The sequence below is a fragment of the Methylobacterium sp. J-026 genome, assembly GCF_022829585.1.
In the GTDB taxonomy this organism is placed as follows: Bacteria; Pseudomonadota; Alphaproteobacteria; order Rhizobiales; family Beijerinckiaceae; genus Methylobacterium.
Window position 1 is genome coordinate 1 of record NZ_JAKSYC010000059.1, and the last position, 21658, is coordinate 21658.

The window sequence follows — 21658 nt, forward strand, 5'->3', positions numbered from 1 at the left end:
ATGCTTGGTGACGGTCCGATGGCTCAATCCGAGGATCTCACCGATGTCGCGGCTCGACTTGCCGCGCGAGAGCCAGAGGAGGACCTCCGCCTCCCGGCCCGTGACGGGCAGGCGCGCCCGCAGCCGCTCGACCCCCGCCGCTGAAGCCCTTCGGCGTTCGCCCCCTCGACATCGTACGGTGGGCTGCCGCGATCACGTTGATGTGGGCATCGGTCGAGAAGTGGGCCTACCCGCAGTGGACCGATCCGCTGCTGGCCGCCAAGCCGCAGATGACCATGGGCGCGACCCCCGAGCTGTTCATGCAGGCCGCCGGTGTCATCGAGTTCACCCTGGCCTTCGCGCTGATCTGGACGCCGCTGGTGCGTCGGACTGCCGCGATCATCCTGACGGCGATCTTCGTTTCGGCGGTGTTCGAGTTCGGCAAGGTCGACGCGATCGGCCACTCGGGCATCATCGTCGTACTGCTCGGGATCGCGGCTGATGATGTGCGAACCGCAGTGCGGGTGCGTGACGCCGCTTGGACGCCGGCATACTTTGGCGGCGCGCTCGCGACCTTCCTGGCACTGTACTACGTTGGCCACGAAGCGTTGTATGCGGGCTTCGCGACCCTCCCCGCGATCTGAGGCGCCACCGGCGGACGGGTCAGAAGAAGCGCCTACCGCACATGGACGGCGAGCTTCATCTTCGGGTGAACGCCGCACAGGACGGTGAAATCACCCTCCGTCGGGAAGGTGATCACGGCTTTGGCACCGGGCTCGCTATCACCGCTGTCGAAGGCGAACGTCTCGGCTTCGACGTAGGCCTGGTGGACGAAGTCATCGTCGTCGTTGACCACCGTGCTGTGCTCACCGACGTGGAGTGCGACGTCCCCCGGCCCGAAATGTTTGCCCTTCTGCGATACGATGTGATCCGCATCCGGCAGGCTCGCGATGGCGCCGCTGGCCACAGCCAGCGAGATCACGGTCCCGAGCATCATCACCGGAATCAGCTTCCGGTTGTTATTCGACATCTTTGCCACCGAAGGTAGATCACAATCGTAGCTGAGATTGAATTCACTCGGTTAATCGCCCCTCAATATACATGAAGTTTTCATATCATGACGAGGTTGTGATCACGTGCTGTTCAAGTGGAAGCAATGGCAGAGCGAGGGAGGGGATCTCCTGGCGGATTGAGCGCCGCTCAACGCTAGCCCCACTGTTCGCCATCCTAGCGGCATGCCCGTGCAGCGCGGTTGCCGCAACACCGACCAAGACAACGTGTTGTTGAGCGCGTGCTACAGGTCGGGCGCTCTGACGGCGTATCAATCCGTCTAGTCGGCATGCTGGACACCCGTGGGCGAAGGGTCATGACCGAAAGCATCGTCCCGCTACGCAGGAATTGTACGCTGCGGACCAGCTTGCATAACTAGATCAACAACTTGGGTCCGTTTCGCGATGGCGAGCGGACTTTTTTCATGCCGTTCTTGTGTCTGCGAACGTTGCAAACAATTTCAATGACTTACAACGGAATTACAGGGGTCGCGGTCACCTCAAATGCGCAGAAGATGCGCAAGGAAATGTGCCATGTCTGATGCGTCTGAAACCGACGATCTGCTCTATGGGGTGCCGGCCATAGCCAAGGCATTTGGTTGGGGTCCGCGGCAAGCCTATCACCTTAAGCAAGCTCACGGTCTGCCGACGTTCAAGATCGGCCGTATCGTCTGCGCGAAGCGGTCCGCGATCCGGCAATGGATCAGCGATCGCGAGAAGCCGACTTCGTGATGGGCGACGCCGTACCGACCGTCTGGCAATTCGGGCCTTTCGCCCGGGGCCTTTCCGCCGTTGAGCGTGTCGCCCGGCTCAGAACCCTGCGCGCGGTGGTGATGATGCACTGCGGCCCGCGGGTTGACGTTGTAGCCCGCGCGCTAGACCTCGCCGAGGCCAGCCCGGACGCGGAGCAGCTCGCGATCGGCGCCTTGGAGCGCCTGCCCTCCCTGGACCGTCGCCGCGAGCTGGCGACTTATCGCCGGGTCTCAGAAGCGCCGCCGACGGCTAGGGTCAGCTAGCCGGGCTATGTCACCGGCACCTTGACGTTGGACGTTACGTAGCCGCGCCCCTGCGGGAACACGAACGTTTTGGTCAGCGTCGCGGGGCTTCCGCCATGCTTGGCATTACTGGCAGCAGCCACCAAAGCTTGATGTGCCGCATCCAGGTTTGCGAATTCGCCCTGAAAGGTCGTGTTGGGCAATCGGTACCAAAGGTTGTTGATGCGAGTATAGCTGTTCCACCCAAGATTTGCGGCTTGTTTCAGCATCTCTACGTGGTGGTCAGGATGTGTTTCTTTCAGATCGTAGCTCGCAACAAACCACGGCATTTTCGTCTCCGATAAACGGCCCATCGGTTAGGCCGGGATCAAACTTGAAAACCGCAAATAGCGGTTGTGAACCGAGCCCGGCAAGCGAACCCTTTAGAGCGCCGCAAAGATCTAGCTATTCGCCCGCCCGATCATCGCGGGCATCCGAGTGCGGGGCTAACCATGAGGGCGCCGCGGCCCGTCCGATACCGTGAACCCTCGCTCCGTGCCCCGCATGGCTATGGCCGGTGTTGCGGTCAAGCTTGGGAAGGCCGCACCTATCATCATGGAGTTCGCATGACAGATCCAAACCCGTTCCACGGCCGTGACTATGAGGTGCGCGCTGCCACTGCATCCGAGAAGTTGGCGTGGCCGCTGCCGTTCGATTCAATGCACCCCCACCTGCGAACCATCGTGCGGCGGAAGGACGGGGCGACCTTCACCATCGCGTGCCAGACGCCCGACGCCTTCGGCGACTACAGCGATGAGGAGATCGCGGCGCAGTTCGAGGCTGAGCTAGACGCCGCGATCGGGGAGCCGCTGTTTTGATAGGTCCCGGTCAGCCTCGCTCCTGCACGATGTGCTGTATGTAGGTTGAGAGGGCATCCACGAGCTGGCTAATTTCGCTGGTGTGCCAGCTCCCCTTTTCTTTCTGACGCTGAGCCATTTTCACGAATTCGGGGTCCTCGAACCACACGCCCTTGCCCTGGAACGACAAGGGCATTTTCTGCACGACGTGACCGCCTTTGAAGATGTTGATCAGCCCGTATGCGATGCGGTTGCTGTCGACATTGAGCCAAGCGAACCGGACATTCCAATCGCCATGGCGGCTTAGGACAGTGTCGAACTTCCTGATCGCATCAAAGAGCGCGGCGAAACCCTCCTCAATGCGCGCGACGATCTGCTGATCATCCGGCGGCTCGGCCTTCTGCGGCTTTGGCTGGGTCAAACCAGCTTCTAGGCGGGCAAACGGGTCGTCCTGCGTCATCGGTCTGCTTCTCCAGTCTTAGGCTCCCGGTCCCCAAAAAGGGGGAGTGGGTTCGATCAGGATACCACATGCCCCTGACCTTCTGCGGGATCGATCCGGGGACCACCGGAGCGCTCGCCTTCCTCGACGCGGCCGATCTGTCCCGCGTCGTCGTCTACGACATGCCGGAGGCGAACAAGCAGGTGGAGCCTTGCAGGCTGGCCGAGATCATCCGGAAGCACGGGCCGGCGCTAGCCGTGGTTGAGCAACAGGGTCCGAAACCCACAGACGGCTGCAGGCAGGCGTTCTCTATTGGAGGCAGCTTCATGGCTGCGCGGGCGGTCCTGGCCGTCCTGGGCGTTCCCACGCATCTAGCGACCCCCGCCAAATGGATGCAGCATGCAGGCATCTACGGTGCCGCTGATCCGAAGGAAGCCGGGCGGGCGCTCGCCCTTCGCCTCTGGCCTGCCGACGCCGCCACCTTCCGCCGGAAGTCCGATCACAACCGAGCCGACGCCGCTTTGATCGCCCGCTTCGCCGCAGAGACCCTGAAGGGATAGCCCGCCATGGATCGCGTCACCGAACTCGCCGCCCATCTCCTGGCGAACGCCCGTCACGTCACGACAGAAGAGCTGCCCTATGAAATCGCCGGACGCTGGCCCGGCATCTCGACGGATGAGATCCGGCAGGCATTCATGCTCGCCCGGGAGACGAAGCGCGCGGAGGGTCAGGTGTATGCGGCAGAGGCCAATGCCCTCGACGCCATCGCCGACACGCAGCAACGCTTGGGCATGCGATGAACCCTATCCCGCGGAATTGGCGTATCCGGCCGTTCACGCCCGGCCTGAACGAGGTGGAGCGCACCGCCGACCTGCGGGTCCTGCGCACCATCGTGACGTTGCGGTGTGGCGAGGGGGCAGGGCGGCGGCTCGCGTGCTTTAACTCGCCGAGACGGACCCCAATGCCATGGAATTGGCGGTGGGCGCCTTCAAGCGGTTGCCATCCCTAGATCGGCGCGGGATCATCGAAAGCTACCAATAAATTTTGGCGGCGCCGTAGGCGATTAAGACGTGATGCGCATGAAAGATGTGGCAAAGTAATCGCCAAGAGCTTTCACCAGGGCGTCAATCTGGTTGGGCGTGTATCGCGCCAGCGGATTGCCAAAAGGTTGACGATCTGGAAGGACGACGCAGCGGAAGTCTTTTGATGACAATAGAAATTCTAGTGGCTGTCCCCGGTCGTTGCTAAAGCGGGCCACCGCCTGGAACCGCATGGTCTCCTTAGCTGCGTCCACGACCGGTGCGGTCTGATCAAGAAACAGTTGCCCCGACTTCTGCTGAGCCTGAAGGTGCATGGCGTCCAGAGCATGGAAGAAGGGATCCCAAGTCGCTCGAATACGCGCCTCGACGTCGCTCTGTGACGCATGAGGCTGGACGTTCAAGCTGCCGAGGACTTGAGAAAAACTGGACAGCGGATCATCGGCCATAGGGCGTCCTCTGCGACTGAGGATGGCGCCTTTGGCAGCGGGCAGTGCCGCCGTCAACACTATCACCGCATCATGTGCAAAATTCCGTCCTGTCCCCGTCGCCTGATGCGAGCCGGTTGGTTGCGCGCACTGTACCTTTCCTCCGCCGCGCTGTTATCCGTTAGCAAGCTCGATCAAGTCGATTTATGATCCGTCGTCGTTGGCTTCGGCCGAAACACCGGAGCGCTTTTCGCCCAATTTTTCCAATCGTTCAGAGAATAAGGGCTTACCTCAGAAGCTAAGTCTGCCGGCGTAGCAGGTGGCGGCGCCTTCCTTTTGAGAAATTTTTCGAAAGCAGTCATGTGACTTATCGTGATAATAAGGGCGAGTGCCGAGATGCAAAACGCGGCACCAAACGCGCCCCAAAATTGAGGATACCTACTCCCGGGTGTTGAATAAAAAAATCCTATCATGACCAAGACCATTCCAATAGTTCCGCGAAACACTAGGTATGGAATGACGCCTATTTTATACGATTTAATCGCTTCTGAATCGTCTGGACCGTAAATCGTAAGCGCTACATCATCTCGATCACCTAAAAAATCACGCAGCTTTTCAGACAAAGCAACTTTTCTTTCCAAGGCTAATAGTATTAGTGAACTGTACAATGAGCTCTGTATGGATGCAAAACACATCAGAACAGAGGTCAAAAATAACATGTACGATGGAATGTTTCCTTTTTCGGGCACAAATGTCGAAGACGACAACCCTACGATGGCAACAACTAAAGTCGCCATTACAGCAACAATCTTTTGATCCGCTTCAGACCAAGTCGGTATTTGCTTATTTATAAGATCAAGTTCGCTTCTGATCCAATCATACCTCATTTTATATTTCTCAGCCGCGGAGGCGCCAGTGTCAGCGTTCATTTCCTATCGCCCCTTATTCTTTGCCAGCTGGAAATATAAACCTTAGGTCGCCCCTAACCAAATTACACTCGACCTACTCAGCACACCAAGCGGCTCCTGCCCAAGTCACGTGCTTCCGCCAGTTCGCTTGCACGAGCTGGCCGCAGAACAGGCCACTGCATGTTTGTAAACTTCACCAATGCCGGGCGCGAGGCGCTCGACAGCGCGATCCCGCACGCCTCGGCGCACCTCGTGCCGATGCTGAAGGCCGTGCGCGACCACGGGATGGCGTTCGTCATCGCAGCGCAGTCCCGACGGGATTTCGCTATCCCCGAGACAGGCCCGGCTGTCATCATCATCGGCGATGACATGACCCGCTCTCTTGGCCCGCCAGGATTTCACCTGCGGATAGTGCGCCGGTTGCTCGGTCGAGCCAAGGCCGTCGCCATTATGGCCGGCGCCCCGGTGGACGCGATGTATTCGCGGATGACCCAGGAAGCCGTCACTCGCCGCGCCATCGTTGTGCTGATCGAGACCACCGTTACGCACGAAACCGAATGGGACACCTACGTCAGAGAAGCGAATCCCGCCGCGGAGATGTATCTCGCTTCGCCGACCGTAGCGGGGTGGCAGTGATGGGCAGCGTCATCCCTATGCGCCCGCACGGCGCCCGCCCCTGGCCGCCGGAGATGATCCGCGTCGGTATCGACTTTAGCCGGTGGTGCATTTCGTTCTACCGGGCCGGCAAGCTCTATCGCCGCGCGTCGTTCGACGGCGAGCAGAAGGCGCGCGCCGAAGCCGCCGCCCTCGTGCGCACCGGACGGTTCGAGCTCGGTCCCGACCTTGAGCCGTGCATCACCTACTACGGCCTGCACGACGACGACGGGGATTGCGCATGAAGGACGCCGCCCCGTTCGGCACGGTCGAGACCGCGTGCAACTTCCTGGCCGAGATGGCGGCCGGGGTGATCGCGCACGCCGCCGTCATGCAGCACTACGCCGAAATCCGGTTTTACCCGGGCTTGGACTACGCCACTCGCTGCACCGCCTCGTATCTGCGGGCGATGCAGGCAGCCCATGATGAGGTGGAGCGGTCGCGCGCCCTCGTCCTGTACCGGAAGCGCGCCGAGGATATCGGGCCGGGGCAGGGGGTCTGATGCCGGACAGAGAGGATCTGAGAGACCTGCCGCCGCTCGATGAACAGGATGACGACGGGCGTTGGGCGCCGCCGGAGGACAAGGCTGCGACCGGCGGCAAACCGAATAACGACATCGTCACGGAAGATAGTGCCGCCCTGGCCTTCGCGGACATGTACGCCTCGCGGCTGCGCTACTGCCATGACACCGGGTCTTGGTACGAGTGGACCGGAAAAGCGTGGGCACCGAACCGGATTGGCCGTGCCTATCAGTGGGCTCGGGAACTCGCCCGGCGGCTCGTGGCATCGGAGAGCCCCAAGATCCGGTATGTCGCCAGCAAAACTGCGTTCGCGTCCGGGGTGGAGAAGTTCGCCCGCTCGGATCCGACCTTCGCCGTCACGGCCGAGGGGTGGGATCGCGATCCATGGTTGCTCGGCACCCCTGGCGGCACTGTCGATCTACGCGATGGCCGAGTACGCCTGTCCGACCCGGGCGAGGGGATCACCAAGCTCACTGCCGTAGCGCCGGCGCCGGCGTCTGAGTGTCCGTTGTGGCTTGCCTTCTTGGATCAAGCTACCGGAAGCGATGCCGCGCTGATCCGCTTCCTTCAGCAGTGGTGCGGCTACGCGTTGACCGGCCTCACCCGGGAACACGCCCTCGTCTTCGTCTATGGGCCGGGGGGGGGAATGGCAAGAGCGTGTTTCTGAACGTGCTCACGGCGATCTTGGCCGAGTACGCTAAGACGGCCGCGATGGACACATTCACCGCCAGCAAGGGCGACCGGCATCCGACCGACATGGCGATGCTGCGTGGAGCTCGTCTCGTCACCGCCAGTGAGACGGAAGAGGACCGCGCCTGGGCCGAAGCCCGGATCAAGCAGCTGACCGGCGGCGACCCAGTGACGGCGCGGTTCATGCGCCAGGATTTCTTCACGTTCACCCCGACGTTCAAGCTGACGATCGTCGGCAATCACCAGCCGATGCTGCGGAACGTCGACGAGGCCGCGCGGCGGCGCTTCAACATTGTCCCGTTCGTGCGCAAACCCGATAGGCCGGATCGCCGCCTTGAAGAGAAGTTGAAAGGCGAGTGGCCGGCCATCCTGCGGTGGATGATCGAAGGCGGCTTGGACTGGCAGAGGTATGGGTTGGTCCGACCGGCCAGCGTGGTCGAGGCTACGGAAGCCTACTTCGCGGAGCAGGATCTGATGGGGCAGTGGATCGCGGAGGAGTGCGAACTTCGTCCCGGTGACACGACCGCATGGGAGCGGAGCGCCGACCTGTTCGAGTCGTGGTCGGATTTTGCGAAGGCAGCAGGTGACCCGCCGGGCTCGCTCAAGAGCTTCAAGCCCGCGCTTGTCCGGCGCGGCGTTCAATCAAAGCGGAACAGCGCGCATGCCGGGTATTCCGGTATCCGCCTTCGACCGAAGCAGTCCTACAAGTCGGAGTTCTAACTCATGGACGACGAAGCTGTGACTGATCGGGCGGACGATTTGGCGACGTGTCGCCGAGCCCTGGATGAACTCGTGACGGCTATCGTTCGACATGACCGCGAGCGAGCCGAGAGACGGATTACCGCCAGCGCTTGAAGGAGACGGGCGTCGATGTCGAAGACCTGAAGACCATGCAGGATGTCGTCGCGAAGGTCGGGCGCGGCAACCGTAGCGTGAAGGCCGCACTGGACGAACTTCTACTTCCGATGACGAACCGACAGCTTAACAAGGAAGTCTCGAATATCGGGAAGGTCGGGGACGATGCGGCCGCCGTGCTGAGCGGCAACGATCCGAAGCTCGCTCGCGATGCCTTCTGGAAACAACTTGAAAACCTAGAACAGGCACTCGGCGGTCCCCTTGTAAAGCCGGCGACCGACATGCTTAAGGAGATTACGGCGGCCGTTAGTCAATATGCCCAGCTGGCTGCTCAGCACCCGGATGCGGTTCTCGCCCTCGGAAAGGGGTTTGTCGCTGTCGGTGCCGCCCTAACGGGCGGTGGCGCCATCGCCCTGTTTGCAGCCCTCGGCCCGGTTGGCTGGCTTGCGGCGGGCTTGATCGGCGCCGGGGCGGCCTTCGTCGCCTTCAAGACGCCCATGGAGAACTGGATCCGATCCGGTACCGGCATGGGCCCCCAGCTCGACGCTATGGACAAGGGCTTCAATAAGCTGGCCGTTTCCTTCGGGAAGTGGGCGAGTCCTGAACTTGCAGCTGCGGACACGGCCTTCAACAAGGCGGCTCTGGCATTCGGCGAGTGGGTGAAATCAGTCATTCCTTCTGCCGACACGGTGAAGGGTATCGCGACAACGCTAGCGACGGAAATCGCGTCCTGGCCGAGCCGTCTCGGCGCCGCCATTTCTGAAATGGGCACCGGCCTCGTCACCGCCATCGGCGAAATGCTCAAGGGCTTGTTCGGCAAGCTCAATCCGTTCAGCAAGACCGGGTTCGAGGGCGACGGCTTCGATGGATCCATGATCCACAATGCCTCCTTCGTGACAGGCGGCGCCAACGACAATTTCGGCGGCGCATCTGGTGTGGCTCGAGCGCTCGGCCGCGGTGGTTTCCGCGGCGCGGGCGGCGGGACGGCCCTAAGCAGCATCGGGAGCGGCGGCGATTATCACGCCGTCGTCGGCGGCCGCAGCTACCGTGCGGCCTATGCCGCTGGAGGCCGCGAACGCGTCGGCTCGTGGCTCGATATGCTCCAGCGTCCCGTCGACCAGGGCGGCCTTGGTATGGAGCCCGACAAGGCGCGTGCCATGGTCGCGATGATGCAGGGCGAGTCTGGCATCAACTTGAACCCCGGCGCGATCGGCGATCACGGTACGTCTCTTGGGACCGCGCAGTGGCACGGTGCCCGCGCGCGCCAGCTGCTCGCCCTCGCCCAACAGATGGGCCTTCCGTGGCGGGACGTGCGGGTTCAGCAGCAGATGTTCCGCGACGAGATGTTGGGGCGTTATCGCCACAGCGTCTACGATCCTGTCATGGGAGCGCAGAGCGGAGATCACGCCTTTGGCATCGGCATCGACCATTTCGAGAGCCCAGTTAAGAAGGAGCTCGCCTACCGGTTTCGGCACCCGTATCTCGACGCGCTGCGGCACGGCGCCGATCATCCGGTTGCTCAGCAGCCGCCGACCGCGCCCGCTCCGCCGAAGCGCCCGCAGGAGATCCAGCTTCGCGCCGATCTGCACATGGACGGCCAGAAGGTCGCCCGCAGCGTGACCAAGCATCAGGTCGCCATGGCCCGTTTCCCTACCAGCGTCGGCGGGACGGACAGATACGGTAACTGGCACGGCCCGGCCACCGCCGGCACGAAGGTCGCGTAAGGCCTGCGCGCCCTTCCGCCTCAATGCAGGTGCCCTTCGAGCCGGTGACGCTACCGCACTGGCTCCGCCAAGCGTCCCACCCGGACTCGAGCGCAAAACCTGTCAGGCCGGTGAGCGCACGGAAGATGGTAGGGTCCTCCGATAACGAGGTGATGCACTTTGTGACCCCCGTGTCCTCTGCAAGCTGAACCATCGCATCTACGTCGGCATCGTCAGGCTCCGAACCCTGCTGGTTTCTGAGCGCTTCAGCGACGGCCATCCTTAGGGTGTCGCCGTAGACGGGATCGGAGCGGCACAACCTCAATGCATCCTCAACCGAAGGACCGGCCAGAGAGAGCGTTGCCCATGGTGCCGATGCGAGCAGGACGGTCATGACCCACGAGCGAACACTCATCAACGCCTCCGACCCTTCAATCTAAGCGACCAGGCTCCGCCGACACGTCGAAAATGACGTGGTTTTGATCTCCTGGTATCATATCACAACTATAAATATATTTTTGGAAAGCCCCAAAACCGTTCTGAAATTGCACCTTGCCCCCTATGTATGTAACCACGCCCATATTTTTCGGCGCTGTCTTTGACCAACGATAATGACTGAACTTAGTTTCGTACCAAGCATCTGTCCATTTAGCTTGGTACTTCGCCAACCGCTCGACTTTTTCCTTGCAGTAAACACTCGCTGCAACAGTCCCTTTTTCAGCCCAGCAATGCAGATCGGTCTTGCAGTCAGCCTCTTTTTTGTCAGCAGCAGCCTTTTCTGCCAGTTGTCGTTCCCGGGCAGCTTTTTCTTCGTTTGCACGTCGGTCCGCCGCAGCGGAAGCTTCTGCTTCCTGTTGGTGCTTACGCTCTACCTCTGCAGCACGAGCATCAGCCTGCGCTTTTGCGGCTTGAGCGACCTTCCGATTGTGCCACTCCGCAGGTTCAGTAACACCCGCAGCGAGAGCAGCTTTCTTGTCCGTCGCATCATCATATCCGAGCTTGCGAGCGGCAACGTCTTCTTGGCCGAGATAAGCTCCAAGACCGGACAAGCATAGAAAGACGATTGTGATGTAGCCGATTATCTCGGCTCCCAACCTGAATATGCGCATCCAAACTATCTCGATGGCCTACCAAAGCGTGACCATTGATGCCCAGAGAGTGCCTTGTGCGGCTAGGGATAAACCTAGACGATCCGCAAATTCAGAGCTCGCGTGGTTCGCAGGCCACAGCGCTGGATCGACCGACATACGACCACTTCGGCTTCGACGGCTTTACCACAAGGCGGCGGCGAGGGCGGAGCGCATCACGGCAGGATAGCCACTCGCATGGATCTGTCGAGGGCGGTTGACTCGGTAAGTACGGCGCCCAATTGCCGAGGCCAGTTTCTCGTCGGCAGCCGCTGACGGTAGGCCATGCGAAGTGGCGTGGCCCTGGGGTCGCCGGCACGAAATTGACCTGATCTCCGCAGCGAGTCGCCCCGAACCTATTGCTTAGCTAGGGTTGCATTGGCATCCTTCCGTCCAACTCGCGGGAGGTCACTGATGGTTAAGCGCGCCCTGGTTACTGCATGCCTTTTTATCGTACCGGCGGCCTCGCATGCTGGATCGTTCGACTGGGCCGATCAAGATCAGATGAGCGTAGTGACCAAGCTTGGCTCTGCTTACGCAAGTGCTAACGTATGCAACTTCGAAATTGACACAGATGGTACGGCGAAGATAATCAAGGACAAGATCGCTCCGGCCGGCAAGCTGACGCCAGAGATGGCATCATCACTCATGTTTTCGGTGGTCGGCATTGGCGCCATGCAAGCTCAGCTTCTCGGCATCGGCCAGATGAACAAGCGTCAACTGGCCGGGCATTGCGCTAAGATGTTGAGTTATTTCGGGCCGAGCGGCAGCAGCCTTTCGGGTATTCTGAAGCCGTGACTCCGGCAGAATAGCCACCTGCGCCGATCTGTTGAGGGCGCTCAAGCCGGGACAAACGGCGGCTATGCGAACCTCGCCATACAAAAGGCTGCAGGTATTATGGCTCGGCTGATCTACTCCGAGACGCCCATCATGAAGCCTGCGGATGCCGACTTCGGCGTGACCATCGACTTCGCCAAGGGCGTCGCCAACCCGCGCCGGGTGTTCGGCGGGTTGGTTACGATTCTAGAGGGTCTGGAGGCGTTGGACCGTGTCGTCGTCTCGGCGCTTGATCCGCGCATCGTTCCGCTGATGGTGCTGGAGGATGTCGAGGCGGGATCAATCACCGCTTGGGTGCGGACGCGACTGCGCCAGTCCGACGACGAAGTGCTGAAGTCCGGGGACTGGAAAAAGGCGGTCGGTTCGATCTTGGTAAAGGGCAAGCACCGAGCCCTCGAATATCTCGACGCCAAGTACGCCGCCAACGAGGGGCAGCGTCTGGGGCAGTTGCGGGACGATCTTCAGACCCTCGCGGAGTCTTCACCCATCCGGCACTTGCCGCAGCCAGCGCAGATCGAACTGCGCGACCTTGTGAAGCCGCTCGATCAGATCCAGGCCGGCAAGGCCTCGCTCTCGCCCGGGGACCGTTTGCTGCTGACTACGGATGCCGGGGTCTACGAGGCCAACGTCGGCGAGACCAAGCGGCCGAGCGAGTTCGTGACGGAGGCGGAGGGGGCGACATCAAGCGGCGTTCTGCCGATGCAGTTGCTTGTCCGCCGGCCCGACTATCTCGGTGAGGCGAAATGGGAGTTCAAGCACGGGCGGGACACCGTTACGGCCGCGATCCTCGATGAAGTCTGGATGCAGCGCTTCCGAGCCGGCGCCGTGCCAATCCTGCCGGGCTCCGCGCTCGCCTGCATGGTCCGTTACGCCTACGCCTACGATAAGGGCGGCCGGCTGACATCGGTCCACCACGATGTTGTTGAGGTGCAGCGAGTTATCCCGCCGACCCATGGGCCCGACGAGCTGATCAACTTCGCCGAGCCGTGAGCTGCTAGAAGTGCGGTGTCCACGCGCCTTCGCCGAGCCGTGCTATCGGACGCCTCAGGCCGATGATAGGGCAACGCGGATCGCGACCCGTTCAGCGCCTTTGGTTCAAAGCATCACGTTGCCGCCCTGCACTCGTCTCGTTACAGCCCGCTCATGTCTGAAAAGCTAGACGCCCCCCTCGAAGGCCTAAAGGCGCACTAGTGCCCGCTCATCTTGGCGATGGCCGAACATGATGGGTTGCCGGCCGGGAGTGCGCTGCGACCGGTCGCCGAGCTAGAGAACGTCATCGCGGCCGTCGAGGCGGTGACGGGCGAGGAGTCCGAAAAGGCGCGGCAGGTATCACGGATCTCGTGCCACCTCTGGATGCCGTGCGGCGGCCTACTAAGAAGCATCAGCGCTGTGGACTTAGTCCAGCGCTTAATCAGGGTGCGACCGCCCTGAGCGCTCCTAGGCAATCAGACCCCTAAAGATCCAACATGAGTTGCTGTTTCGGACCATGGAAGCAGGCGACACCAACGTCGAGTACGTCTCGTCCCAGAATGCCGTCGAGGCGCTGTGCACTTAGATCAGCTCCGATCACGGTCAGGCTGGCGGCGCTGAAAGCTGAGACGCCCGTCGCGGGATCGGGTATCTGAAGCGATATCTCGTAATCGTCACATGCTGCCGGAGTGGCCCCGGTGGAGCCAGTGTTGACGAGCCCCGTGTTGATCCGCTGAAGGCCCAACCCGTGGGCCACCGCAAGATCGATAGCCGAAATCCCAGCGCCGGTATCCGCGAGAAAACGAAGCTTGGACAGCGCCGGAGCTGGACGGCCTTGCATGGCGAACGCTCGGGCTCGAACGCCGCCCGTTCCTACCTGAACCTCCACAATAGGCAGTCCGGCGACGTAGGGTAAAACCAGACGGATCATCCCCGCGCGAACAGGAGCGGCATATTACGAACCGGTTGATGCGCTTGGATTTTTCGAACGAGAAAATCCTCGTCAGGGAACCGTAGGTAGCCTTGGAGAAGTGCATCTTCCCTTTCAGCGAAGACCCCCTCAACACGCTCGCCTTTGATGAGCACGTAGCTTTCGGCAGCTTCCGCAAGCAGGTGCGGCAGCTCTGCCTCATAGGTCGCGATCTCTAGCGCGAGGGCTGGCATTCCTAACCTCCCGGCCGTCAGAAGCGCGTCGCCTGCCGCCACCGTGGCGAGCAAAACCATACAGCGCAGAGCCGGTACATTTGCTGCGCGTTCGCAATCGCGCAAGTGCCCCTGCGACACAGCCCACCGTCACGTAACGAACAAGCATCCCGCAGGGGCTGACGCGAGACTGGTTCGGCGAGGCGCATGCGGGCCTAGGCAGGGCTCTGCGCCCCCATGCGGCGTGCTCCCGCCATCTCGGCATCGACGGTCGTCCTGAAGCTTCCTACGCGGGCTTTTGGCCTAGATCCGGTAGGCAGTCACCAGCAGGACGAAGCCGGCCGCCGCTGCGGGATGCCCATTTCGCATCTGCCAGACCGCACGGCCGGCGCACGCCTGGGCCGTGCGCGCCCCGAACGCCCGCAGGATGGCGCCGACGCTCGTGTGCGGCGAGGACAGGTAGCGATGGGCTGCGGCCGTACCGGCCTCGCTGCCCCCAACCGTGCTCAGCACCACGCTGCCGGTGGTCACGATCCGGTCAAACAGCCAGGCCCCGCGCGCCTCGGTGCGGATGTCGCCGACCCCAAGACCCTCCATGCGATGCCTCCCGCAAAGCGCAAAAGCGCACAACACCAACAGACCGAATCAGATCCGTGCAGGCCGTAGCCTAGGGGGGGAGGAAGCCTTCCTTCGGCGCGTCGCCGCTCGCCCGATCTGGCACCGGACGGGGTTCGCCGATTGGCTGGAAACCTTGATCGCGTATGAATGCGAGCAAGATATCGTGGCGGCTCGGAAGGACGAGAAGCGAGACGAGAGCGCGCGAAGGCGAAGGCCAAAGCGGCCAACGCCAGCGGCGAATTCCTTCGATCTATGAGGAGAGGATCTTGGATTTTTCGGTCTCGAATTCAGCCGGGGTAAGCACGCCCTTGTCACGAAGCGCCGCGAGACGTTCAAGCCTAGCGATACGGTCTTCCGCGCTCGGAATCGGCGTCGCCGGTTGAGGACGCGAAGCTTGGTTCCCTCCTTGCCGTCGAGCCTCAATGGCTTCCCGAACCTTGTTAGTAAATATATTCGCCGATGTTTTCGTGGTATTCTCAATGCTATAGGTGGTCGCTCCATCCTCGATGAATATCTGGCCGAAAAATAGGCCGGTCCTGCCGCTGACCGCATTTACTTTATCTAGCGGAATGTTGATCTGCTTTAGGCCATAAATCATGCCTTTATCGAGTAGAAGCACCCTTTGATCCGTTAGGACAATCAGCCAAGTTGTCCCGTTGTGAAGTCCGCTTGAAAACGCAATGAGAAGTTCGCCCTCAGACATCAGCCTAGGAAGCTCGTTCAACTCTTTCCTAGTAAAATATCTGTCATCTCCTGAAGATCGCGCAATTTCTTTGTAAGTCCGCTCGCGATCTGCCGCACTCATGCTTCGTATATTGGCGCCCATCATCCGTCCCTAGGCTAATGCTGTTGGTGGAGGCACTGAGGCATACCGCGAGTCTCCGACTACGGATAGGCGGCTGGCTGCTCTTAACGCAACTTCAAGCGATTGGGGTAAACTGCTCTTGAGGTGCGGAGCACGACTAGAGAGCCTGAAGACGGGCCGCAGGGCGACCCCGCCGCCTCGCCGGGCGCGGGGTACGCCCATCACAAATGCGGCTTAGGCCGACCTAGAAGCTCGGCGAGCGGCCAGGGCGTCGTCGTCGCGCTCCATGATGAGCGCTCCAATCAGCGCGGCCGGGTAAAACATGAAGCATCCAAGAACGACCATGCCGACAGCACGTCCTTTGCTATAGGCGATGGCCGGAGGGATGCAGAAGAGTGTCCCAACCACGAGCACGACGATGATGATTTGCGGATCCATCCCGGTAGGATAGCCGCCGGGATGGCGGTGTCGAGGGGTTAGGCGGCCTTGCCTTTGCGCGACGCGGGCTTGCCCGCGGTCCGTGCCTTGCCGCTCCTGAACGCCTTCGGCTTCACGCGCCAACGGATCTTCACCTTGGCGGGCTTCAAGCCGGCAGCCAAGGCCTCGTTCATCCGGGTCTGCCAACCCGGCCCACCGGCCTTGTAGGCGGCCAGCACGTCGGGCGGGACGCGCAGCGAGACCGGGACCGCCTTGGCCTCGGCCTTCGGGCGGCCCGCGAGCTTCCGGAACGCCTCTACCATGGCCGGGGGCAAGCCCTCAGGGCCGGGCGTCGCCGCGGCAAGCTCTTCGTCGGTCAGGGGCGGGTTGTCGGATACCTCGTCCCAATCCTGCTGCGTGTAGTTCGGGTTCGGCACGTAGCCGGGAGCGTGATCACGCTTCGTCATAGCGGGCTCTCTCCTTCGTGTTTGCGGGCCGCACGCTCACCACGTCGATAGCCTCACTGCCGAGCGGCGAGACGATGGCGACGACCACGGTCACGCCGTGCCAAGCGCCGATCAGTTTGAATCGCTCGCGGCCGGTGCGGCTTTGCTTCGTTGGGATCTTGAGGAAACGGTCGAAGCTGAAGGCGTGCTCGAACTCGGCCAGGTCGAAGCCGTGCTTGGCGATGTTCGCTTGCCGCTTCGGCTGGTCGTAGGTGAACCGCATGCAAATCGGTATATACCGTCAAGGTCCGAACACAAGCAATTTCGGTATATACGAACCGCTCACCTTGTCACGATGACGCGCACGCACGAAACCCCCGCCGCCTTGCCGGGCGCGGGGTGTTCGTGTCATGCTGTGCGTAGAGCCTGAGAACTCTCGGGGCGGTCCCTTGCCGGGGATAGCGTCCCATCTGCGATAGGCGTGTGCTGCGGCTTGCCGGCCGGAGTGTCGCCGAAAGTTTCGACGCGCCCGTTACCGTGGGTCGCGACCGGCCCACTATGCCGGGAGTGCCACGGCGCGGTCAAGCGAAAGCTTGGCCCGGATACAACAGCCTTCGGGTGAAGGCCGTGGCGCACGTTTCGCAGCGTGTTCTCAGACTCCCGGCACCAGTGCCGTCCGCTGGTATGGCCGACCGCCCCTGAGAAGGCATAAGGCCCAGGCCCTGAGAAGCCTGTCTTGCTGCGAAAGTCTATTCACCATGTCATTCCATAACCACCGCAGGCCGCGCGTTGCGGCTGTGCTGCCGGCTGCCAAACAGCTCGGCCCCGTGACGCTCGCCATTAGGGCGATGCGCGCCGCCTACGCCCTCGGGCCGAAGGCACCCAAGCGCCAGACTGGTCCCGTCACCGACGCCATCCGCACGATGCGGGCCGCCGTGCCGGACTTCGACGCGAACCCCGACCTGATCGCGCTGCGTCAGGCGCTCGCCAACCGGATCGAGGCGGACATTGCTGCGCTCGACGCGCTGGGCGGTGATCCTGACTTCGAGCCGAGCCTAGCCGCACCGGAGGCGATCATCACTTCCGGCTTCGGATACAGCGACCGTTGCCGCCATAGCGACCAAGCGAATTGGGCCGCCGGCAATACCGATGACGGCGAAGACGATGCCGGCGAGAACCGGGAGGAGGAAAACGAGCACGGCGGCGACATCCAGGATGAGCCGCACGATGCGGAGACGGATCTTGGCGCCGAGGAAGACGAGGGCCCGACCGGTGGCATCCATTTCGACGGGATCAACACCCGCCGGATCGACCCGCGGTTCGCCAAGCGGAACGTGTTCGCATGAGCGCCCCCGCGTCTCGCCGCGGGTTCCTGCGCGGTCTCACCACGCTCCCGCTCATCGGCGGCAGTGTGGTCCTCATTGGCAGTCCGGTTCGGGCTGCACAGCCCATCACGCCGGGAATGCTCGCGACCTACTCGGCGTGGCTGCACATGGAGCAGCGCGCCATTCAGTGCTCGGTGGGCATCAACGAAGGCACGTTCATCCCGTGTGTAAACCCGGGCGCGCATTTCCACTTCGACCACTACAACAAGGAGCGATTTGGACTTGAGGCGCAGTTGCGCGCCCCGACTGTCCTGGCGGCGGTGGGCTGTCCGCTGACTTCGGCCGAGGCCGAGGAGGCTTGGGCGACGACGTTTCGACCCTTGGTGCGGGAGGGTGGACGATGACAGCCGTTGCAGCACGCCGCGGCTTCCTTCCGCGGCCTCGTCTCTCTTCCCCTTATCGGGGGCGGCGTGACGCTCATCGGCGCCCCGACCGCGGTTGCGGCGCCCATCTCGCAGAAACTCCTTCTGGAGTACGAAAGCTGGTTGGCGATCGAGGCCAGCCGCATTGCCGTTGAACTGCGCGGGCCGGGAGCGCGCCTTACATGGCAACTCCACGGGGCCGCCTACGAATGGCACGGCGGCGCGGGTTTTACTGAACCCGGCTTGGCTCCCGCTGCTTCTCGCGGCACTCGTGCTGGCGACGGTCGGGTGCGACTGGCGGGAGAGCACGCCATGCGCATGATCTACGCCTTCCTCGCCCTGGCTCAGACCCGGCTGGCCCTCGCGGAGCACGCTCGCGCCGAGATGCTCGGGCGTCACGCCGATGAGGCGCTTGTCCGGGCCCGTGCCCGCAGGACGAACGCGGCAGGACTGGCCTGCCGCGCCTGCCTGCCGGATCGGCTGAACCTGCACTGATACCCGGCCCGGCCGCTCGCGCGGTCGGCTCACTGGTAACGCTTCCAGTGACGATGCCTGAGCCCGGCCGGGCCTCACGACAGCCCTCGGCGCAATTCCGTGCCGGGGGCATCTTCGTGAGGATGCACCGATGAACCTTCCCATTGACCGCCGGGGCCTCGCCTTCGGCCTACTCGCCATCACCACCATGCCTGCCTGCGCCGCCGCCAACGACAAGCGGCCGCGGCTTCGCTAACCGACGGCCGTCACCGTCGTCGATATGTCCAAGCGAACGACCCGAACCCTGAGAGGCGTTCTCTGGATCGCCGCCCTGGCGCTCTGCTGCTTCTCGGCCGTGATGCTGATGGAGGCCAACGGGCCTACTGAACGAGCGATCGCGCACCTGCCGTCCGATGATCCCACGACAACAGGCGCCATCGATAAAGGTCCTATCCGGTGGTGTGGTGCCGCCTCTTGGTGCCGATGATGCACGCGATCACGTCGCTGTCGTCTCACCGTGGCGGTATCTGACGCCTACCCGCTGGGTGCCGATCCGTGAGGCTGCCATCGATTTCTGCAACCGGCTCGAGGCTGAGGCCCATGCGCTCGGTTGGACGGCGGCCGAGCTGTTCGCGCTTCATCCAGAGCATGAATGGCTGCGGATCGAGTACTGCAGGGAATGATGGTCTCCGGGAGCGAGGCTTTGGCGATGGAACCCACCAGGATCGTGTTCGCAGACGGCTCGGGCTACCGGACCAAGCAAGGTCAGGTCTGGGGCATTCTGGTCTGGGAGTATGTGAAGAAGGCCGCAGGCCGATGACGCGGGGGGGCTCATAGCGGGATCGGCGGCACCGTGTCGCTCGTCGGTTTCACAGTCCTGGTTACTGCGCTGGCGGCCTGCGGGATCGCCGGGCTGGTGTGATAACCCCCGGCCTGAAGTTCATCCCTGAGGACGGCGGCGGGGCCGGGATCCGGTTCCGGGAGCGGAAGGGGTAGGCGTTGGGGTGGTCAGGTCGTACCACCTAGCATCTGAAGGCGAAGGGCTATCTGAGATGAGTGACACGCCTGAACCCGACCGCGCCGCCCGCGTGATCGCCGAGAACGTCTACGTGGCGTTCTGCCAGCAAGCCACGATGCCTGCGCACCGGCTTGAGGAGCAGACGATCCTGACGCGCCTTGTTGAGGCGATCCGTCCACGGATCGGAAGCTCTCCGGGGGCGATCGTCGAGGCCGCCAACGCCGCCTTGTCGGCCTGGGAGCAGCGGGATCCCGATGTTCGCGGACCGCGTGTCGTGTCGGTCAATCAAATCGACGGTTCGGTGATCGTGGTTTAATAGTCAGTGAGCCAGTCCTGCACGCCTGTCCGTAGTTCACCGCCATCGCGTAGGCCAGGTGCACCAGAACGGATCAGCGCCTCGTTGGCTTACTCCCTCGCTCAAGGGAGGAGGACATGCTGACAGGTAGCCTGCTTTGGCTCTTGGGGGTGCCGATCCCCGTGCTGATCCTGATCTGGTTCTTTTTCCTGCGGGGACGGTAGCGCCGAAGCTGACTCTGCCAAGGCCGAGAGGCGGCTCAATTACGAAATGAACACGTTGCTGACTGTGTGTCAGCAGTTATGGGGCCTAGGTCGCCTGAAAAAGAGTAGCCTTTCCCACTTCGGGCCAGTGCTAGGAAACGCCGTTGAGGCTCGGCTAACCGCCCTCCCCCATCCTGCATTTCGGGCCGTGTCGCGTATTCGGCTCCTCGCCGTGAGAAAAGGCACAAGCCAGCCCGTGAGCAGATCGGGCGGCGGGGTCGAGCCGGGGATAAAACGGTCTAGGCACTACAGACGCGATTTCAATGCTCGGTCCCCGGCATGTTCTGGCGTGGTGTGCCGCCATGATCCTTGATGAGGTTGGAGCGTTCCGGGTCACCCTTCAGGTTTGCCACCTGCTTCCGAGCCGCAATGGCTAAGAAGCCGACGCCGCCAATCGTGCCAAGTGCAAGTACTAAAAGAGAAATGCCGCTGCCCATGAGCTGTGCTTTTCGTCGGGAGAACCGCCGAAGCATAAGCGACGGGGAGCATGATGCTTTAAAGTGAACCAGGATCTTGATGATAGGTTGCTAATTTATATAAGGGCAGGGGTGCGGCGTCTTCCCTCAATATTATTCTTCTGGATCTCTGAGGCGTCGAACGGCGTTTATCCCGTGCCCGCATCTGCCGCGGTGCGGAGTGTGCCGTGTACAATCCCTTCCTGTCGTCGATAATGCTCGCGATCGAGTCGCGACGCGTGATCGAGCTGCGCATGGTTCGGCTTGCCTGGGGCGGCCGGGAGGGCCGCGCCGAGATGCAGTCGATGGTCGTCGAGAAGGTGCATGCGGCCGGCGAGGCAATGACCACGCTAATGTTGGGAGGCTCGCCCGAGACGGTCATCGCCCGCTACCGCGAGCACGTCGCCTTCAACACCAAGCGGCTGTCGGCAGCCTAGCGCGCTGCGCTAATCTCGCTTGCGCGTTTGACGACAGCCCGCAAGGCGGCGCTACCTTCCATCACGAACCAGGCGTGTAACGTGTTGGTGATTTCAGTTGTATCGTCCGGCAGCTCTCGGAATAGATCGGCGTAGCGGGCTGGCTCACGCTGCACGAGCATGTCGAGATAGCTCGCACCCTTCGTCCGCGCGAGGTTGACGAGGGCATCGTTGAGAACGCGCCGCATCATCTCGCCGACCATGGCCGAGACGTACACCGCCTCGGCACTGCCTTGTTCGGGTTCACTCACGGTTTGCCCCGTGGCCCCTGCCGCAGCGTCCCTGTTGAAGTTTGCGTGCAGGATTTCCCATCCGATCACCGGCGAGATAGCTCAAACCGGCTTGAGATGGCGTCGCAGCCAGCGCGTTGCGTCTTCCAGAGCCGGAAAGGCAGGGACCCTCAGCCCTTGCAGCCGGCCGAACCCCGCCTCCATGAACCAGCTTCCGACATTGGCATGCTCGGGTTCGGCGAGG

The 21658-nt window shown here is 62.2% G+C and carries 31 protein-coding genes and 3 pseudogenes; 18 read left to right on the forward strand and 16 right to left on the reverse strand.

Annotated elements, in window-relative coordinates:
• Positions 1 to 144, reverse strand: a pseudogene (locus tag MKK69_RS04515) (LuxR C-terminal-related transcriptional regulator); the annotation flags it as partial.
• Between the two features lie 5 nt (positions 145 to 149).
• Between MKK69_RS04515 and MKK69_RS04520 the strand changes: the two are divergent.
• Positions 150 to 623 (forward strand): annotated as a pseudogene (locus tag MKK69_RS04520) (hypothetical protein); the annotation flags it as partial.
• A gap of 32 nt (positions 624 to 655) precedes the next feature.
• Here the strand turns inward: MKK69_RS04520 and MKK69_RS04525 are convergent.
• The gene (locus tag MKK69_RS04525) at positions 656 to 1009 is read right to left on the reverse strand and encodes a methylamine utilization protein (RefSeq protein WP_243966290.1); all 354 of its coding nucleotides are present in this window, start codon (positions 1007 to 1009) and stop codon (positions 656 to 658) included.
• A 553-nt stretch (positions 1010 to 1562) separates the two neighbouring features.
• On the opposite strand from MKK69_RS04525, the gene MKK69_RS04530 reads away from it, so the two are divergent.
• Positions 1563 to 1760: a DNA-binding protein gene (locus MKK69_RS04530; RefSeq protein ID WP_243966292.1), complete on the forward strand. Its 198-nt coding sequence runs from the start codon at positions 1563 to 1565 to the stop codon at positions 1758 to 1760.
• Positions 1760 to 2044, forward strand: coding sequence for a hypothetical protein (locus MKK69_RS04535; RefSeq protein WP_243966294.1), 285 nt, complete (start codon positions 1760 to 1762; stop codon positions 2042 to 2044). Before MKK69_RS04530 ends, MKK69_RS04535 begins: the two co-directional genes overlap by 1 nt.
• Before the next feature lie 5 nt (positions 2045 to 2049).
• Here the strand turns inward: MKK69_RS04535 and MKK69_RS04540 are convergent, their stop codons facing one another.
• Positions 2050 to 2352, reverse strand: coding sequence for a hypothetical protein (locus MKK69_RS04540; RefSeq protein WP_243966302.1), 303 nt, complete (start codon positions 2350 to 2352; stop codon positions 2050 to 2052).
• 276 nt (positions 2353 to 2628) lie between these two features.
• On the opposite strand from MKK69_RS04540, the gene MKK69_RS04545 reads away from it, so the two are divergent.
• Positions 2629 to 2880 carry a hypothetical protein gene (locus MKK69_RS04545; RefSeq protein ID WP_243966304.1) on the forward strand — a complete coding sequence of 84 codons (252 nt, stop codon included), beginning with the start codon at positions 2629 to 2631 and terminating at the stop codon, positions 2878 to 2880.
• A 10-nt stretch (positions 2881 to 2890) separates the two neighbouring features.
• Here the strand turns inward: MKK69_RS04545 and MKK69_RS04550 are convergent, their stop codons facing one another.
• Complete coding sequence (locus MKK69_RS04550; protein ID WP_243966318.1) at positions 2891 to 3319, reverse strand: hypothetical protein; 429 nt, start codon at positions 3317 to 3319, stop codon at positions 2891 to 2893.
• Between the two features lie 68 nt (positions 3320 to 3387).
• Here MKK69_RS04550 and MKK69_RS04555 point away from each other — a divergent pair, with 68 nt between their 5' ends.
• Both MKK69_RS04555 and MKK69_RS04560 read left to right on the forward strand, forming a co-directional pair.
• On the forward strand, positions 3388 to 3858 hold the full coding sequence (locus MKK69_RS04555; RefSeq protein ID WP_243966320.1) for a hypothetical protein: 471 nt from the start codon (positions 3388 to 3390) through the stop codon (positions 3856 to 3858).
• Positions 3859 to 3864: 6 nt separating this feature from the next.
• Complete coding sequence (locus MKK69_RS04560; protein WP_243966322.1) at positions 3865 to 4098, forward strand: hypothetical protein; 234 nt, start codon at positions 3865 to 3867, stop codon at positions 4096 to 4098.
• A gap of 263 nt (positions 4099 to 4361) precedes the next feature.
• On the opposite strand, the gene MKK69_RS04565 is transcribed toward MKK69_RS04560, so the two are convergent.
• Both MKK69_RS04565 and MKK69_RS04570 read right to left on the reverse strand, forming a co-directional pair.
• Entirely contained in the window at positions 4362 to 4784 is a 423-nt protein-coding gene (locus MKK69_RS04565; protein ID WP_243966324.1) for a hypothetical protein, read from the reverse strand.
• A 173-nt stretch (positions 4785 to 4957) separates the two neighbouring features.
• Positions 4958 to 5692, reverse strand: coding sequence for a hypothetical protein (locus MKK69_RS04570; RefSeq protein ID WP_243966332.1), 735 nt, complete (start codon positions 5690 to 5692; stop codon positions 4958 to 4960).
• Positions 5693 to 5851: 159 nt separating this feature from the next.
• On the opposite strand from MKK69_RS04570, the gene MKK69_RS04575 reads away from it, so the two are divergent.
• From MKK69_RS04575 to MKK69_RS04595, 5 genes and pseudogenes are all read left to right on the forward strand, one after another.
• A complete protein-coding gene (locus tag MKK69_RS04575; RefSeq protein WP_243966334.1) occupies positions 5852 to 6307 on the forward strand; it encodes a hypothetical protein in 456 nt (151 codons plus the stop codon).
• Positions 6307 to 6570, forward strand: a complete 264-nt coding sequence (locus tag MKK69_RS04580) for a hypothetical protein (RefSeq protein WP_243966336.1) — start codon at positions 6307 to 6309, stop codon at positions 6568 to 6570. The genes MKK69_RS04575 and MKK69_RS04580 overlap by 1 nt, the downstream gene beginning before the upstream one ends.
• Positions 6567 to 6827: a hypothetical protein gene (locus MKK69_RS04585; RefSeq protein ID WP_243966338.1), complete on the forward strand. Its 261-nt coding sequence runs from the start codon at positions 6567 to 6569 to the stop codon at positions 6825 to 6827. Before MKK69_RS04580 ends, MKK69_RS04585 begins: the two co-directional genes overlap by 4 nt.
• A pseudogene (locus tag MKK69_RS04590) lies at positions 6824 to 8256 on the forward strand (phage/plasmid primase, P4 family). The gene MKK69_RS04585 and the pseudogene MKK69_RS04590 overlap by 4 nt, the downstream one beginning before the upstream one ends.
• A 131-nt stretch (positions 8257 to 8387) precedes the next feature.
• A complete protein-coding gene (locus MKK69_RS04595; protein WP_243966340.1) occupies positions 8388 to 10115 on the forward strand; it encodes a phage tail tip lysozyme in 1728 nt (575 codons plus the stop codon).
• A gap of 410 nt (positions 10116 to 10525) precedes the next feature.
• Here MKK69_RS04595 and MKK69_RS04600 read toward each other — a convergent pair whose 3' ends face one another.
• Entirely contained in the window at positions 10526 to 11203 is a 678-nt protein-coding gene (locus tag MKK69_RS04600) for a hypothetical protein (RefSeq protein ID WP_243966342.1), read from the reverse strand.
• A 432-nt stretch (positions 11204 to 11635) separates the two neighbouring features.
• Between MKK69_RS04600 and MKK69_RS04605 the strand changes: the two genes are divergently transcribed.
• Together MKK69_RS04605 and MKK69_RS04610 are read left to right on the forward strand one after the other, a co-directional pair.
• Positions 11636 to 12019 (forward strand): hypothetical protein, encoded by a 384-nt coding sequence (locus tag MKK69_RS04605; protein WP_243966343.1) that lies wholly within the window; start codon positions 11636 to 11638, stop codon positions 12017 to 12019.
• Between the two features lie 159 nt (positions 12020 to 12178).
• On the forward strand, positions 12179 to 13048 hold the full coding sequence (locus MKK69_RS04610; protein WP_243966345.1) for a hypothetical protein: 870 nt from the start codon (positions 12179 to 12181) through the stop codon (positions 13046 to 13048).
• A 463-nt stretch (positions 13049 to 13511) separates the two neighbouring features.
• Here the strand turns inward: MKK69_RS04610 and MKK69_RS04615 are convergent, their stop codons facing one another.
• From MKK69_RS04615 to MKK69_RS04645, 7 genes are all read right to left on the reverse strand, one after another.
• A complete protein-coding gene (locus MKK69_RS04615; protein ID WP_243966354.1) occupies positions 13512 to 13868 on the reverse strand; it encodes an aspartyl protease family protein in 357 nt (118 codons plus the stop codon).
• Positions 13869 to 13954: 86 nt separating this feature from the next.
• Entirely contained in the window at positions 13955 to 14191 is a 237-nt protein-coding gene (locus MKK69_RS04620; protein WP_243966356.1) for a hypothetical protein, read from the reverse strand.
• A 282-nt stretch (positions 14192 to 14473) separates the two neighbouring features.
• Positions 14474 to 14767, reverse strand: a complete 294-nt coding sequence (locus tag MKK69_RS04625; protein ID WP_243966358.1) for a hypothetical protein — start codon at positions 14765 to 14767, stop codon at positions 14474 to 14476.
• A gap of 271 nt (positions 14768 to 15038) precedes the next feature.
• Positions 15039 to 15593 (reverse strand): PH domain-containing protein, encoded by a 555-nt coding sequence (locus MKK69_RS04630; RefSeq protein WP_243966368.1) that lies wholly within the window; start codon positions 15591 to 15593, stop codon positions 15039 to 15041.
• Between the two features lie 234 nt (positions 15594 to 15827).
• A complete protein-coding gene (locus MKK69_RS04635; protein WP_243966370.1) occupies positions 15828 to 16031 on the reverse strand; it encodes a hypothetical protein in 204 nt (67 codons plus the stop codon).
• Positions 16032 to 16069: 38 nt separating this feature from the next.
• On the reverse strand, positions 16070 to 16477 hold the full coding sequence (locus MKK69_RS04640; RefSeq protein ID WP_243966372.1) for a BrnA antitoxin family protein: 408 nt from the start codon (positions 16475 to 16477) through the stop codon (positions 16070 to 16072).
• A complete protein-coding gene (locus MKK69_RS04645) occupies positions 16464 to 16739 on the reverse strand; it encodes a BrnT family toxin (protein ID WP_243966380.1) in 276 nt (91 codons plus the stop codon). Before MKK69_RS04645 ends, MKK69_RS04640 begins: the two co-directional genes overlap by 14 nt.
• Positions 16740 to 17253: 514 nt before the next feature.
• Between MKK69_RS04645 and MKK69_RS04650 the strand changes: the two genes are divergently transcribed.
• The 4 genes from MKK69_RS04650 (at position 17254) to MKK69_RS04665 (ending at position 20011) form a co-directional block, all read left to right on the forward strand.
• Positions 17254 to 17802: a hypothetical protein gene (locus tag MKK69_RS04650; RefSeq protein ID WP_243966382.1), complete on the forward strand. Its 549-nt coding sequence runs from the start codon at positions 17254 to 17256 to the stop codon at positions 17800 to 17802.
• Complete coding sequence (locus MKK69_RS04655; protein ID WP_243966384.1) at positions 17799 to 18185, forward strand: hypothetical protein; 387 nt, start codon at positions 17799 to 17801, stop codon at positions 18183 to 18185. The genes MKK69_RS04650 and MKK69_RS04655 overlap by 4 nt, the downstream gene beginning before the upstream one ends.
• Before the next feature lie 6 nt (positions 18186 to 18191).
• Positions 18192 to 18698, forward strand: coding sequence for a hypothetical protein (locus MKK69_RS04660; RefSeq protein WP_243966392.1), 507 nt, complete (start codon positions 18192 to 18194; stop codon positions 18696 to 18698).
• A 1067-nt stretch (positions 18699 to 19765) separates the two neighbouring features.
• Positions 19766 to 20011, forward strand: a complete 246-nt coding sequence (locus MKK69_RS04665) for a hypothetical protein (protein ID WP_243966394.1) — start codon at positions 19766 to 19768, stop codon at positions 20009 to 20011.
• Positions 20012 to 20513: 502 nt separating this feature from the next.
• Here MKK69_RS04665 and MKK69_RS04670 read toward each other — a convergent pair.
• A complete protein-coding gene (locus tag MKK69_RS04670; RefSeq protein ID WP_243966396.1) occupies positions 20514 to 20690 on the reverse strand; it encodes a hypothetical protein in 177 nt (58 codons plus the stop codon).
• Positions 20691 to 20896: 206 nt separating this feature from the next.
• On the opposite strand from MKK69_RS04670, the gene MKK69_RS04675 reads away from it, so the two are divergent.
• Positions 20897 to 21145 carry a hypothetical protein gene (locus tag MKK69_RS04675; RefSeq protein ID WP_243966398.1) on the forward strand — a complete coding sequence of 83 codons (249 nt, stop codon included), beginning with the start codon at positions 20897 to 20899 and terminating at the stop codon, positions 21143 to 21145.
• Here MKK69_RS04675 and MKK69_RS04680 read toward each other — a convergent pair.
• Positions 21142 to 21435, reverse strand: a complete 294-nt coding sequence (locus MKK69_RS04680; RefSeq protein WP_243966400.1) for a hypothetical protein — start codon at positions 21433 to 21435, stop codon at positions 21142 to 21144. The two genes, MKK69_RS04675 and MKK69_RS04680, sit on opposite strands and share 4 nt — an antisense overlap.
• Positions 21436 to 21658: the final 223 nt, after the last annotated feature.